Raw genomic sequence first — 14046 nt, forward strand, 5'->3', positions numbered from 1 at the left:
TTTGAAAAAAACTGTTTTAATTGCCGCTCTTTCAATAAGCGCATTGCTTACAAGTTGTAACAAAAAGGTAGATGCGTCTACCCAAGAACAAATGCCTGTTGAGGACACAACTGCTCAAGTTGTTGATAGTATTCAAACCGATACAGTAGCACCTGTAGAAACCGCAGTGGATTCGATTAGCAAAAAATAATTAACACGCTACAATCCGTATAAGAAATAAAACTTCTATAGGTAAAAAAGCGAGATATTGGTCTTTGTGCGAAACAATTTCCCCAAGTTGTCTGTCGGCAAAAACAAAAAAATCAAAATAGAATAAGAAAGAGGAAATGTTAACGATTTCCTCTATTGAAAGGAACTATTCTATTTTAAAAAGTTTATTTAATTTTTTGATTGTAAAGTAGTATGTTATTAACTCTTTACGTATGTTATCGGTTATTTCAGAGAATGAAGTCTTGATAAAAGCTGAATTCCTGTAATAATTAGAGGAAAATGCCAATCTCCATAAGGTTGGCATTTTTTATTTTGGTTTATAAAAAGACTATTTGATTAAATAAATTCCGTCTTCTTTAATTTCAATCAATTTTTTCTTGTACAAAGTTCCAACAGCTTTTTTGAAGGTCTTTTTACTCATTTGAAGTATTGTTTTAATATCTTCCGGATTACTATTGTCATGCAAACGCAGGAAACCCCGACTGGCTTTTAATTCATCCAATACTTTTTGAGCTGAAGCATCTATACGTTCCACACCAAAAGACTGGCGTGACACATCTATTTTACCATCCGGACGGATATTCTTAATGTAACCTATAATTCTATCCCCTGTGCGTAAGTCTTCAAAAACTTCATTTTTATACAAAAGACCTTTATGCTTTTCGTTTATAATCACATTAATACCCACTTCAGTAATATGGGAAACTATTAAATCTACCTCTTCTCCTTTTTCAAGGGTGATATTTTTATTGTCTAAAAACTGATTGGTTTTGCTTGAGCCAACCAAACGGTTAGTTTTCTCATCAATATACATATACACTAAATAGCGCTTGCCTTCTTCCATAGGACGTGCCTGTTCCTTAAAAGGCACAAACAAATCTTTTTCCATCCCCCAGTTCATAAACGCACCAAACTTATTGATGTAATTCACCCGCAATAAAGCAAATTCATTCAAAAAGATATAAGGTTCCAGCGTTGTGGCTACCGGACGTTCCTCATGGTCAAGATACACAAAAACCTCGATTTCATCATCAATCTCATACTCCGAAGGAACATATTTATTAGGCAATAACACATCGGAAGCTCCATCAGTAAGGTACAAACCTACATTAGTGCTTCTGGCAATTTTTAAAGTATTGAATTTTCCTATTTCAATCATTTGTCATCAATTTCGACGGCAAAGGTACAAATAAAAAATCCCGATAAAAACCGGGATTATAATTGTAACTGCATATCTTATTTATAAACACTTTCTTTTTTAAAATGTTGTGCCAATAAATAATACACTACTGCACGATATTTATTTTTATTTGCACGTCCGTATTTTTCAATTACTGCATCAATACCTTTATCTAAATCCGGGCCGTCTTTTAATCCTAATTTTTTGATTAAAAAGTTGTTTTTAACAGTATCCAATTCTGATTGCTGCGAACCGGAAACAGTAGCCGCATCAGGATTATAAATAGATGGACCACATCCTATAACAACTTTTGTCAGCAAACCCATGTCTGGTGTTACACCGCATTTTTCTTTCAAATCAGCAGCGTACTTTACAATTAGTTCGTCTCTTTTACTCATAGTTGAAGTTTTTTAGTTTAATAGTACTCTCAAATATAAATAGAATTAACGGGATTTTTGCCATTTTATTTTAACTGCTTCAAACTCTTAAAATATTCAATTAAAATCGTATCATTCTCTTTTTCAGGAGTAAAGACTTCTAAAATCATTGGTTTTTCATCTTTCAGGAAGTCATTCCAGTTTTGAATTAAACCACTTTCGTTTTCTGCTTTCAAATAATTAAAACCATACATTTTTGCCAAATGTTCAGCAGTTAAGTTATGAGAGGTTTCAAAATATGTATTGAAAGTTTCATTTTCCTGATGTCCGGGCAAAATTCTGAAAATCCCCCCTCCTCCATTATTAATTAAGATAATTTTGAAATTTTTAGGAATATAATTGTTCCAAAGCGCATTACTGTCATAAAAGAAACTGATATCACCCGTAATAAAAACAGTTTGCTTCTTAGAAATTACCGATGCTCCTATTGCTGTAGTTGTACTGCCATCTATACCACTGGTTCCACGGTTGCAATATACCTCAATACTTTTATCTACAGGAAAAAGCTGTGCATAACGTATAGGTGAACTATTGCTGACCTGCAGCTGGATATTATCAGGCAATTTTCTTAAAATAGTTTCGAAAAGCTTTAAATCAGAAAACGGAATTTGATCAAGATATTCTTTATGCTTTTCTGCTCTGAATTCTCTTATTTCAATGGCTTTCTGCTGGTAAACACTATCTATATTTATTGTTTTTGGGAAGAACCTTCTGAAGAAATTATCGGGTTCTTCTTCAAAATGCTGTGATAAACAGTCAAAGGTATTATAGGCACGGAGTGTATCAACGTGCCAGTGTTGTTTTGGTTTATATTTTCTTAAAAACGCTTTAATTCTCTTCGACACAATCATTCCACCCAGTGTCAGTAAAATATCAGGCTGAAATTCCTTAAAATCATCTTCATTAAAAGGAGTAATTATTGTATCAATATTGGTGATAAAATTAGGATGATGTGCATTTGAAATTACCTCGGTCATCACCACTACAGATGTATCTTCACCAAGTTTATTTAAACATTCCTGCGAAATGGCACCAGGATAATTCCCGCCAATAAGAACAAGTTTCTTTTGTGATGTATTCCAGATTTGAACAAACTCTTCTAAGTCAACCTGTTCGTTTTCTTCTGAAACCAAGTTTACTATTACCGGTTTAACTGAAAGTTCCTCAACGGTCTCATACAAAGGTTCCTCAAAAGGAACATTAATGTGTATTGGTCCTTTTTTAGAAATTGCCGTAAAAATTGCCTCCTGTATTTTTAAATCATTTTCTTCCGAAGCTTCTTCGGTTAGATTAGCATTACACAGGATATGATTTGCATACACATTTTCCTGACGGATCGTTTGCCCGTCTCCAATATCAATTTTATCGTGAGGTCTGTCTGCAGAAATGACGATTAAAGGAATCTGACTGTAAAAAGCCTCCGCAACCGCGGGATAATAATTCAGTAATGCTGAACCCGAAGTACAAACTACAGCCACAGGTTTTTGCAGCTGCTGTGCCATTCCAAGTGCAAAAAAAGCAGCGCTGCGCTCATCAGCAATACTATAGCATTTAAAAGCAGGATTATTAGTAAAACCAATTGTTAAAGGTGCGTTTCTTGACCCCGGTGAAATAACAATATGTTGAATTTCTTTAGCTTTACAGATTTCAATTACACTTTGTGCTAAAGGTATTTTTGGATAAATCATTTTTAAAATTTCAGAAAAGCAAAGTTACGAAGTTGCCCGTCTTTTTTATCATTTCCTTCTTCTTCTTTTAAAATCAAAAATTGATAAAACGTAAAATGGGAAACCCCATAAAGCAAGATTACCATTTGGTAAATAGCTTCATTTTTCACATAAAACTTATTAATAAAAAAAGCTCCTATCTGAATAATAAAAAATATGGTACTTACTAAAAGCCAGTATTCTTTTTTCCCCGGCGTATTTATATAATTTATTATCGCCACTCCACCCAAAAAAGAAGTCAGAAAAGCATTCATTATCCATATATAATATGAGTCCCCTAACGAGTCCATAACAAAATTGATAATATATAGATAAATAACAAAAAAAGGAATCAATGCTATACTTACTGCCAGTCTGTTTTTAGAAGTAACCAAATCCAACACCAGTATTGACAGGCATAATTTGAACAGTACCGAAGAAAGGGTTCCATAAACAAATAACGAAGTGTCTCCAGTTGCAAAAAAAACAGATGCTCCCTGATAAAAAAGCAATCCTATTATATAAACTATCTGTTTTTTTGAAGAGCTTATGTAGTAAAGTATCATTAAAACAGGGATCCTGACAAACCAAAAAACAGTTTCAAATTCCTGCAGCTCCAATAAAGAAGAAAAACTATACAGTAATAAATTTACAAAGTATAGAATTATCAATATTTTTGAGAAAATTTGTAACTTCATATATCCTTTACCTGCTCCCTTTGAGAGTAGCAATATATAAATTTAATATTAAAAAAATCATATTCAAAAGATTATGTCAATTAAAATAAGACAAGCAAACATCGAAGACATGCCGTCAGTTCTTGAAATTGTGAATTACGAAATTCTTAACACAACGGCAATTTGGGATTATGACGTAAGAACTTTAGCACAGCAGGAGGCTATTTTAAAAGAAAAAACAGAAAAAAATTTTCCGTTTTTAGTTGCAGAAAAAGAAGGCAAAATAATTGGTTTCGGCACTTATGGCCCATTCCGACACAAAATAGGATACCGGTTTACTGTAGAGCATTCGGTTTATGTTCATAAAGACCATCACGGGAACGGTGCCGGTTCAATTCTCTTAAAAGAGCTTATTGAAATTGCAAAAACGCAAAACCTGCACACGATGATAGGTGTCATTGATTCGGAAAATCTGGGAAGTATAGCATTTCATAAGAAACTGGGGTTTAAAGAAGTTGGCCATATTAAAGAAACCGGATTTAAGTTTGACAGATGGCTGGATTCTGTTTTTGTACAGATACTTTTATAGTCGTAACAAACCTTTGCTGTAAGCAACCGTAATAAGAAATCGCAGTATCTGTGTAAAAACTGAAAACTGTGACTGAAAACTGTGACTAAAACTTCTAAATAACTACCTTTGCAAAAAAAATTTCATGCAAAACATATATATAGGCTACCATTTTCAAGTAGAACCAAAAGAATTAGGATCAGAAATTTTAATTGCTGAATTAGGAGAACTTCCTTTTGATAGTTTTATTGAAACAGAAAATGGTTTTTCTGCTTATATCCCTAAGGATGAATGGAATGAAAACATTTTAGATGACATCTATATTTTAAACAATCCGGAATTCAAAATCAGTTTTACTTTTGAAGAAATTGAACAACAAAACTGGAATGAAGAATGGGAAAAAAACTTTGAGCCCATTGATGTAGATGGATTATGCCATGTACGTGCTCCATTCCACCCAAAAACGGATGCAAAATATGATATCGTGATTGAGCCTAAAATGAGTTTTGGGACAGGACATCATGAAACTACTCATATGATGATTCAACATTTATTGGAAATGGATGTTGAAGGAATGAAAACTCTTGATATGGGTTGCGGGACAGCCATTTTAGCCATTTTAGCAGAAATGAAAGGTGCACAACCTATCGATGCTATTGATATTGACAACTGGTGTTTTATAAACTCTATAGAAAATGCAGAAAGAAATAACTGCAGACACATATCTGTTTACGAAGGTGATGCTTCACTTTTAACCGGCAAAAAATACGATTTAATTATTGCCAATATCAACAGAAACATATTACTGAATGATATGCAGACTTATGTTGATTGCTTGAATCCAAATGGCATTATTTTATTCAGTGGATTTTACGAACAAGACATCCCATTCATAGATGCTTCTTGTACAGAAAAAGGGTTAACTTTTGTTAAAAAAATCAACCGAAACAACTGGGTATCACTAAAATATGTAAATTCGTAATAAGGTAAATCATAAAAATTCAAATGGCAACAATTGAAAAAACACAAGAGCAAGTAGATGTACTGGAGTTGGTTGCTACCAACAATGAAATTATTTTATATAACGACGACGTAAATACTTTTGACCACGTAATAGAAACGCTGATCCGGGTTTGTAACCACGAGGAACTACAGGCAGAACAATGCGCATTACTTGTTCATTACACAGGAAAATGCGGAGTTAAAACAGGTTCTTTTGACGAATTAAAACCTCAATGCAGTGCATTATTGGATGCTGGCTTGAGTGCTGAAATTATTTAACAATAAATTTGTAAAATCCTTATTTCTATATATCTTTCCATCCTAAATTTTGATTGATTATGGAAGTTTACGGAAAAATACTCATTATCGCGATGCCTTGTTTTTTGGCGTTGATTATTATTGAAAAATTGTACGGTTATTATAAAGGAATTGATCATGTGCCTGTCATGGATAGTATCTCAAGTATCAGTTCTGGTATTACCAATGCCGTTAAGGATGTTTTAGGATTGAGCATTTCTCTTTTGACTTATGAATTGATGGTTTCCAAACTGGCGTTTTTCACTATTGAAGAATCAGCTTTAGCCTATATTATCGCTTTTATTGCTATAGATTTTCAAGGGTATTGGACACACAGATGGGCTCATCAGATCAATTTTTTCTGGAACAAGCACGCTATTCACCACAGTAGTGAAGAGTTTAATCTTTCGTGTGCATTGCGTCAATCTGTTTCGCAGTTTTTCAATTTATTTACGTTCCTTTTGCTACCGGCTGCTTTATTGGGAGTCCCTGCTAAAGTTATTGCCATAACACTTCCAATCCAGTTTTTTGTACAATTTTGGTACCATACCAGATACATCAATAAAATGGGCTTTTTAGAGAAAATTATTGTAACACCATCCCACCATAGAGTTCACCACGCTATTAATCCGGAATATATGGATAAGAACCATTCACAGGTATTTATAATCTGGGATAAACTGTTTGGTACTTTTCAGGAAGAATTACCAAATGTCCCCGCTGTTTTTGGAATTACCCGTCCTGCAGAAACGTGGAATCCTTTCAAAATAAACTTTCAGCATTTATGGGTTCTGATCAAAGATGCCTGGCATGCAGAAAAATTTACAGATAAACTAAAAATATGGTTTATGCCTACAGGATGGCGCCCGGAGGGATTTGATGAAAAATATCCAATCCATAAAATTGATAATGTTTATAATTTTCAAAAATTCGGAACTGACAACAGTAAAACACTGATTGGCTGGTCAATTGCACAATTATTGATTACTTTATTGATTATCTCTTACTTATTTGACAATATTGCAAAAATTGGAATCCCGGGGATTTTCATTTATGGTTTTTTCATTTTTGCAACAATTTACAGTTACAGTGAATTGATGGACAAAAACAGATATGCTTTTATCTACGAAGGCATCCGGTATGCTTTTGCGATTGCAATTGTTTACTTCACCGGAAGCTGGTTTAAAATAGATGATGTTATTCCGTACGGTACTATTATTATTATGGGATATCTAACCCTATCTCTTTTGATCAGCATTTATTTTGCAACTGTTGAATTCAAAGAAACCCAAAACCAACCTGCTTTAAGCTGATTTTATGAGTAATTATTTAAAAATTTTCATTGGAATAAGTGTATTCTATCTAATTTTATTGTTTTTTGATCAGGATGAAATTGCCTGGTATTTAAAACCCGTTTTACTTCCTTTTCTGATTTTGGAAACATATTCATCTGAAAAATTTAAAACTAAAAACCTGCTTCTTTCTGCATTGGTCTTTTCATGGATTGGAGATATCGTTTTAATGTTTACAGATAAAGGAGAACTATACTTTATTTTCGGGCTGGTATCCTTCCTGATAGCACATGTTCTCTTTATTTTCTTATTTATAAAACAAAACAAAGAAAACAGCAAAACCCCTAAATTATTCTGGTTAAGCGTTTTGGGAGTAGTGTTCTATTTATTTGGAATGCTGTCACTTCTGTTTCCGAAATTAGGCGATTTAAAGATACCTGTAGCAGTTTATGCCATAACAATATCATTAATGCTTTTACTGGCAATAAAAGGATATTTCAACTGGAGCGAACCTAACAACCAGACTATACTGTTCGGCGCTTTGTTTTTTATCTCTTCCGACAGTATTTTGGCTATAAACAAATTTCACACCGAGTTGCCGAAGTCAGGTTTTTTTATAATGATAACCTACCTGATTGCACAATATTTAATTACGGAAGGAATTATAAGATTAAATCATACGAAATAAAAAAGAACTTTATATGTAATCATGCTGTTCTTTAAAAAAGCATGATTACATATATTTTTTTGTTTTGATATATTTTAAAGTGATTTAATAATCTCTGAAAGTTTTTGAGTCAGATTTTTTCTTGAATACTGCTGCAATCCTACACCATAAGCTTTCAATTCATTTCTCTTATAAGCTTCATAATGTTTTTGAAGGATTGTCTTCAAATTTTCTTTTTCATTGTAAGTAAAGAAATTACCGGTATTCGTACCTGTGATAATTTCAGCAAAATCAGAACCTTGAGGACCTACAGCAACAATTGGCCTTTCCGAAACAATATATTCAAAGACTTTCCCTGGAATAATGCTTTTAGTTTCTTCCGAATCAATTTCTATCAGCAACAAAACCTGTGATTTTCTTTGATGTTCCACTGCTTCCTGATGTGATACATAACCTAAATTATTCACATAGTCATTTAATCCATAGTCATTTATTGAAGCCAAAACTTCCTGACTTGTAGCTCCAATTAATTTCAACTGAAAATCAGAAGCGAAATCAGCATTTTCGTTTATTAATTCTTCTAGCACCTGCCATACAATCTGAGGGTTTCTATCAGATAAAAACGAACCAATATGCGCTAACGTAAACTTTTCATCCAAAGACAGCTTCGCAATTCTCTCCGCATCATAGCCATTGGTAATAACATGAATAGGTTTATTAGTGATTGCTTCAAACTCCTTTTTGGTTGTTGGACTCGTCACAATTAGTTCATCAGCCGAATTCATAACTTCGCTTTCCAAATCTTTATGTTTTTGAGCCGATTTTTTAGTCAGTTTTAAAGCTTTATGATAACCTATGGTTGTCCAGGGATCACGAAAATCGGCAATCCACTTAACGTTTAATTTTTTCTTCAACCCAAGACCTATCAAATGAAGACTATGCGGTGGCCCGGTAGTAATAATTGTTTCGATATTGTTCTCCTGAATGTATTCAGACAAATAACTTATTGAAGGTTTTACCCATAACGCACGGGCATCAGGAATAAACAAATTACCACGAACCCAAAGCATCATTTTTTGCATAAAAGACTGCTTTTTTTGTGCCGGTATAATTCCTGAACTGATCTTTTTTGTGCTGTTTTTTGAAAACATTGATGCCCAGGCATACGGTTCAATGATTTTATTTTTTAAGATGGTTACCTCTTTAGGAACTTCTGCAAGTAGATTCGTATCAACTAAAGGGTATGTTGGATTTTCAGGAATATAAACAATAGGCTGTATATCAAAATCGGGAAGATATTTCACGAACTTCAACCAACGCTGTACTCCGGGACCTCCTGCAGGCGGCCAATAATATGTTATAATTAATACTTTTTTCATTTTATAAAACATATAAGTAATATAAGTTCACAAAAGCTTTTCCTTTCTACAAAGCTTATATCATTAAAATATTTGAACCATATAAGCCATATAAGTACACAAAAGTATTTTTACTATAGTCTATAAGATGGTTGAATTCTAAAAATACAAAAGTTACTCTAACTCAAAAAATCTTAAATTTCTTATATGTCTTATGTGATTGATTTAAAAAAAACTTTTAATAATCTGTAATCCCAAATAAGTCATTCCGAAACCTAAAACAATACTCAACGCAGTATATAAAAAGGCCGTTCCAATTTGGTTGTTTTGAATCAATTGTATGTTTTCATTTGAAAAAGCAGAAAAAGTGGTATAGCCACCGCAAATCCCCGTTATTAAAAAGAATTTCAAATCCTGTGAAGAACCGGTTTGCTTTTCAAAATAACCGAAGAAAACCCCAATAAGGAAGCACCCCACTACATTCGCCACGAATGTCCCCAATGGAAAATTTCCTAATTGAAATTTAGTAAAAAAAAGCGAGGTTAAGTAACGTAAAACGCTGCCTAACCCACCACCTAATGCTATATAAAAGATTGTTTTCAATTATTTTTCTTCCTAATCAGATAAATTCCGCCTCCTATCAAGCCCAACATCAATACAAAACTTACTAACGAGATCATACCTCCTGTTTTCACCACCTGCGGTTCAAACTTGAATTCAATTGTATGTTTTCCAGCTGGAATCGGTAATCCTCGTAAAACATAATCAACTCTATAATGTGGTGTTAATTTACCATCTATATAAGCATTCCATCCTTTACTATAATGCATTTCAGAGAAAACTGCAAAACCATTTTTCGGATTAATTGACTCATACGACATTTCATTAGGTTGATAATTCTTCAAAATTATTTTTGAATTTTCATTTGAGATATGGTCTGCACCTTTAAAATCCTGTCCTTCTTCAGCTAATGTATTAATTACAGCAACTTCTTTGGAATTAAATTTATCTAAGGATTTCATCTCTTCATCAGCTGAATCAACGAACTTAATAGATTTCACAAACCAGGCATTACCATTAGCTTGCGAGTTTTGCATTGGTAATTGTTCTCCCTTTTCATTTTTCTGAATCAAATACTTAACATTAAGCATATTCAAAACTTCAATGTTATTTTTAGCAATTTGATAATCAAACAATTCCTGCATTCTTTTTGGCTTGGCGGCATGGTAACCTCCAATAGATTTATGGAAATACGATGCACGGGAATCACTCATCACATTTGGAGAAACTTCAAAGACTCTGTAATGTGATTTGTCCTGTAAGATCATTTCATCAAAAGGAGCCATAACAAAAGGAGAGTCAGCCTCTGAAGCACTTACGAAGTCCGATGCGTTAACATAATTTTTATCTATTAGGAACAAATCAGCAATCATCAAAAGACCAATAACAATTACTCCTACTTTTTCTGAAACTGTATTTTTTATGGCTAAAAACAAAGTCCCAAAGGCAAGAACAATCAATAACATTGAACGCAACAAATCAGCTGTATATAATGACTTTCTGTCCTCTTTCAGAGCATTGATAAATTCCGGACCGTAAGAATCCAATAAATAACCATCCCCGGAACCTGCAAAACTGAACATTGATTTAACCAGCAATAGAACAACTAAAATACCTAAACTTACTGCAGCCGATTTCAATAAACCTGATTTTCTCTCAACCTCATCAGCTTTAAAAAAGCTTTGCAAACCTAAAATTGCCAATACCGGCATACATAGTTCCAGCACAACCTGAATTGAAGACACTGCTCTGAACTTGTTGTACATTGGTACGTAATTAATAAAGAAATCGGTGAGTAAAGGGAAATTTTTACCCCAAGACAATACTAACGAAACTATTGCACCTGCTAAAAAAGCATATTTGATTTTGCGTTTATCCACAAAAAATGCCAATACTGCCAAAAAGAAGACAACAGCCCCTATATAGGCCGGAGCCGCTACTATAGGCTGGTCACCCCAGTATGTAGGCAAACCTTTCACAATTTCTTTCGCTTGGTCTTCCGGTACTTGCTGAGAAATTGCAAACTCATATAATGCAGATTTAGTTCCTACGTTTTCACTGTTTGAACCTCCAAAAATTCTTGGTGATATCAAATTGAAACTTTCAGCCAAACCATAACTATATTCAGTGATATAATCATATGTCATCGATGTATTGGACTCGCTTTTCTTTCCATCCGGAGTAAAAGTCAATTCACTTTTACCACGGGTACTTTCTTTAGCGTATTCCTGCGTAGCCAATATTCCGGTCGCATTTACTCCTATTGCAACCATTCCGGCAATAAGAAAAATTCCAAAGCTGTAAATCAATTCTTTTAAGTCGTTCTCTTTGATTGCTTTATAAACAAAATACGCTGTCAGCACCAATAAAAAAATTAACAGATAATATGTCATTTGGAAGTGATTGGCATTCAATTCCAAAGCTGCTGCAACCATAGTCAGTAAACCTCCAACAATCCATCTTTTTTGATAGACCATTATAGCTCCTGCAACCACCATTGGCATATAAGCTATCGCATGCGCCTTGGCATTATGTCCAACACCAAGAATAATAATCAAATAAGTGGATAATCCAAAAGCCAAAGCTCCAAAAAAAGCTTTAAGAGGCTTTATTTTTAAGGCTAAAAGCAAAATATAAAATCCTAAGAAATATAAAAACAGATAGTCAGCCGGACGGGGTAAAAAACGTAAAACGGCATCTATTTTTTTGATATAATTATGCGGATACTGAGCTCCTAACTGGTAAGTCGGCATTCCCCCGAAAGAGCTGTTGCTCCAATAGGTTTCCTCACCTGTTTTTTCTCTGTAATCTATCGCTTCTTTAGCAGTAGCTTTGTACTGGACAATATCAGACTGCAGAATTTTTTTACCGCTTAAAACCGGGTAAAAATAAACAAGAGAAATCAGCACAAAACCTAAAACGGCCAGTGCATGCGGGTAAAAACGTTTTAATTTATCCATAAAAAGTATAGCTGGTCTAAAATAAGGCGTGAAGATAACTAAATTTTGGATTTTAGTTATCAGATTTTAGATTTTTGAATTGTGGTTGCGGTAAATTACTCTTTCACTTCTTCGTAATCTACATATTCCCCAACTTGTTTTGTGGGTTTTTTGAAGTCACGCTGTGTTTTTTCCTGAGTATAAGTATCGCTTGCGGCTGATTGATTGAAATTTCCCTGCTGGTATTGACGGTTAAAATTATCCTGTGCTTTATCCATTACCTTTTTCATCAAAATAGGCATGAAAATTCTGGATAAAATTTTAACCAAATAGTAAAATCCTATTATATAAACAATGGTTTTAAACAATCCTTGAAATGAAGCTTCCTGCATTTTTTATTTTTTCATCAAAAATAATCATTATTCACTTTACGTTTTATATGTTTTAACTTTATTTTTAACAGAATTCAAGCTGTAAGAATTTATCATCCAAGCCGGATAAACAAATAAAATATAAGCCCTGATTCTTTTAAAAATAAGAAAAAACATTACATTTGAAACTAACAAATCAATCCTAATGAAATTACTTAAACCTCTGTTTTTATTATTTTTATTATCAACAAATTCAGTAATCAAAGCACAGTTTACTGATGAGATCAACTCAAACCGTCCGGGGAATTCGATGGGCGCCTATTCTGTTGGAAAAACTGTCTTTCAATTGGAATCAGGAGTTAACTATATAAACGAATCGCACAACACCTCTGATTATGATGTAAGCGGATTTGGGTTAGACCTAACAGCCCGTTATGGATTTTGGAAAGAACAATTTGAAGTTTCACTGGATCTCCAGTTCCAGAAAGATAAATACTCAACCGATCTTTTTGAAACCGACCGCAGCGGTCTAAAACAAACCACTTTAGGCGCTAAATATCTTTTTTACGATCCTTATTATAAAAAGAAAGAGGAAAAACCAAACATTTACAGCTGGAGAGCCAATCATAAGTTCAGATGGAAATCATTAATTCCTGCCATTTCAGGATATGTAGCTGTTAATTATCTGATGAAAAATGACTATTATACTAAAAACTTAAGCGGTTTTAGTCCGAAAGTGGTTTTAATTACTCAAAATCACTTTACACATAAATGGGCATTGGTCACAAATATTATTGCTGATAAAATTGCTACTGACGGATTTAATTACGGAGCTATAGCTACTGTTACTTATGGTATAAATGAAAAATGGAGCGCCATGCTTGAAGGAAGGATTATTAAAGATGACTTTAATGATGATCCTACCTTTACAACCGGAGCTACTTATTTGCTTAAAGAAAACCTGCAGCTTGATTTTGTTATAAATAAAAATATAGAAAACGAACCTTCTCACTTTTCAGGTGGTCTGGGCGTTTCATGGCGTTTTGATAAAAGACACGAAGACCCTGCAATTAAAGAAGGAAAAGAAGTAAAAAGTGATAAAAAATCGAGAAAAGACAAATCGAAAAACGGAGTTTTATCAGAAGAAGAATTAGAAAAAGAAGCCAAAAAAGCTGAAAAGAGAAAAAGAAAAAACAAGTCTGAAGAAATAGAACCATCTGAAAAGCCTGTTGAAGAAAAGAAAAAACGTGTGGATGATTTAGAAACAGGAGAATAATTTTTT

General features: G+C 33.5%; 15 protein-coding genes. 7 read left to right on the forward strand and 8 right to left on the reverse strand.

The features are described from left to right. The first annotated feature begins 1 nt into the window (after position 1). A complete protein-coding gene (locus tag EZM65_RS08905) occupies positions 2 to 190 on the forward strand; it encodes a hypothetical protein (protein ID WP_136668207.1) in 189 nt (62 codons plus the stop codon). Positions 191 to 538: 348 nt separating this feature from the next. Here the strand turns inward: EZM65_RS08905 and EZM65_RS08910 are convergent, their stop codons facing one another. The 4 genes from EZM65_RS08910 to EZM65_RS08925 all read right to left on the reverse strand — a co-directional run bounded on the left by EZM65_RS08910 (position 539) and on the right by EZM65_RS08925 (position 4231). Continuing rightward, positions 539 to 1369 (reverse strand): S1 RNA-binding domain-containing protein, encoded by an 831-nt coding sequence (locus EZM65_RS08910; RefSeq protein ID WP_136668208.1) that lies wholly within the window; start codon positions 1367 to 1369, stop codon positions 539 to 541. Positions 1370 to 1446: 77 nt separating this feature from the next. Beyond that, positions 1447 to 1788, reverse strand: a complete 342-nt coding sequence (locus EZM65_RS08915; RefSeq protein ID WP_136668209.1) for a DUF2853 family protein — start codon at positions 1786 to 1788, stop codon at positions 1447 to 1449. Positions 1789 to 1853: 65 nt separating this feature from the next. Then, positions 1854 to 3515, reverse strand: a complete 1662-nt coding sequence (menD, locus tag EZM65_RS08920) for a 2-succinyl-5-enolpyruvyl-6-hydroxy-3-cyclohexene-1-carboxylic-acid synthase (RefSeq protein WP_136668210.1) — start codon at positions 3513 to 3515, stop codon at positions 1854 to 1856. 2 nt (positions 3516 to 3517) lie between these two features. Continuing rightward, a complete protein-coding gene (locus EZM65_RS08925) occupies positions 3518 to 4231 on the reverse strand; it encodes a hypothetical protein (RefSeq protein ID WP_136668211.1) in 714 nt (237 codons plus the stop codon). Between the two features lie 73 nt (positions 4232 to 4304). Here EZM65_RS08925 and EZM65_RS08930 point away from each other — a divergent pair, with 73 nt between their 5' ends. The 5 genes from EZM65_RS08930 (at position 4305) to EZM65_RS08950 (ending at position 8057) form a co-directional block, all read left to right on the forward strand. Then, positions 4305 to 4799, forward strand: a complete 495-nt coding sequence (locus EZM65_RS08930) for a GNAT family N-acetyltransferase (RefSeq protein ID WP_136668212.1) — start codon at positions 4305 to 4307, stop codon at positions 4797 to 4799. Positions 4800 to 4923: 124 nt separating this feature from the next. Beyond that, on the forward strand, positions 4924 to 5760 hold the full coding sequence (gene prmA / locus EZM65_RS08935) for a 50S ribosomal protein L11 methyltransferase (protein ID WP_136668213.1): 837 nt from the start codon (positions 4924 to 4926) through the stop codon (positions 5758 to 5760). Positions 5761 to 5783: 23 nt separating this feature from the next. Continuing rightward, the gene (locus tag EZM65_RS08940; RefSeq protein ID WP_136668214.1) at positions 5784 to 6059 is read left to right on the forward strand and encodes an ATP-dependent Clp protease adaptor ClpS; all 276 of its coding nucleotides are present in this window, start codon (positions 5784 to 5786) and stop codon (positions 6057 to 6059) included. Between the two features lie 59 nt (positions 6060 to 6118). Further along, on the forward strand, positions 6119 to 7390 hold the full coding sequence (locus tag EZM65_RS08945) for a sterol desaturase family protein (RefSeq protein ID WP_136668215.1): 1272 nt from the start codon (positions 6119 to 6121) through the stop codon (positions 7388 to 7390). Between the two features lie 4 nt (positions 7391 to 7394). Further along, a complete protein-coding gene (locus EZM65_RS08950; RefSeq protein ID WP_136668216.1) occupies positions 7395 to 8057 on the forward strand; it encodes a lysoplasmalogenase in 663 nt (220 codons plus the stop codon). A 74-nt stretch (positions 8058 to 8131) separates the two neighbouring features. Here the strand turns inward: EZM65_RS08950 and EZM65_RS08955 are convergent, their stop codons facing one another. The 4 genes from EZM65_RS08955 to EZM65_RS08970 form a co-directional block, all read right to left on the reverse strand. After that, entirely contained in the window at positions 8132 to 9415 is a 1284-nt protein-coding gene (locus tag EZM65_RS08955) for a glycosyltransferase family 4 protein (protein WP_136668217.1), read from the reverse strand. A gap of 204 nt (positions 9416 to 9619) precedes the next feature. Beyond that, positions 9620 to 9997 carry a fluoride efflux transporter CrcB gene (crcB, locus tag EZM65_RS08960; RefSeq protein WP_136668218.1) on the reverse strand — a complete coding sequence of 126 codons (378 nt, stop codon included), beginning with the start codon at positions 9995 to 9997 and terminating at the stop codon, positions 9620 to 9622. Next, on the reverse strand, positions 9994 to 12414 hold the full coding sequence (locus EZM65_RS08965; RefSeq protein WP_136668219.1) for a YfhO family protein: 2421 nt from the start codon (positions 12412 to 12414) through the stop codon (positions 9994 to 9996). The genes crcB and EZM65_RS08965 overlap by 4 nt, the downstream gene beginning before the upstream one ends. A 95-nt stretch (positions 12415 to 12509) precedes the next feature. Further along, positions 12510 to 12785 (reverse strand): DUF4834 family protein, encoded by a 276-nt coding sequence (locus EZM65_RS08970; RefSeq protein ID WP_136668220.1) that lies wholly within the window; start codon positions 12783 to 12785, stop codon positions 12510 to 12512. 184 nt (positions 12786 to 12969) lie between these two features. Between EZM65_RS08970 and EZM65_RS08975 the strand changes: the two genes are divergently transcribed. Next, positions 12970 to 14040 (forward strand): transporter, encoded by a 1071-nt coding sequence (locus tag EZM65_RS08975; protein WP_136668221.1) that lies wholly within the window; start codon positions 12970 to 12972, stop codon positions 14038 to 14040. The last annotated feature ends 6 nt before the right edge of the window (positions 14041 to 14046 follow it).

This window comes from Flavobacterium sp. H122 (assembly GCF_004959765.1).
GTDB lineage: Bacteria > Bacteroidota > Bacteroidia > Flavobacteriales > Flavobacteriaceae > Flavobacterium.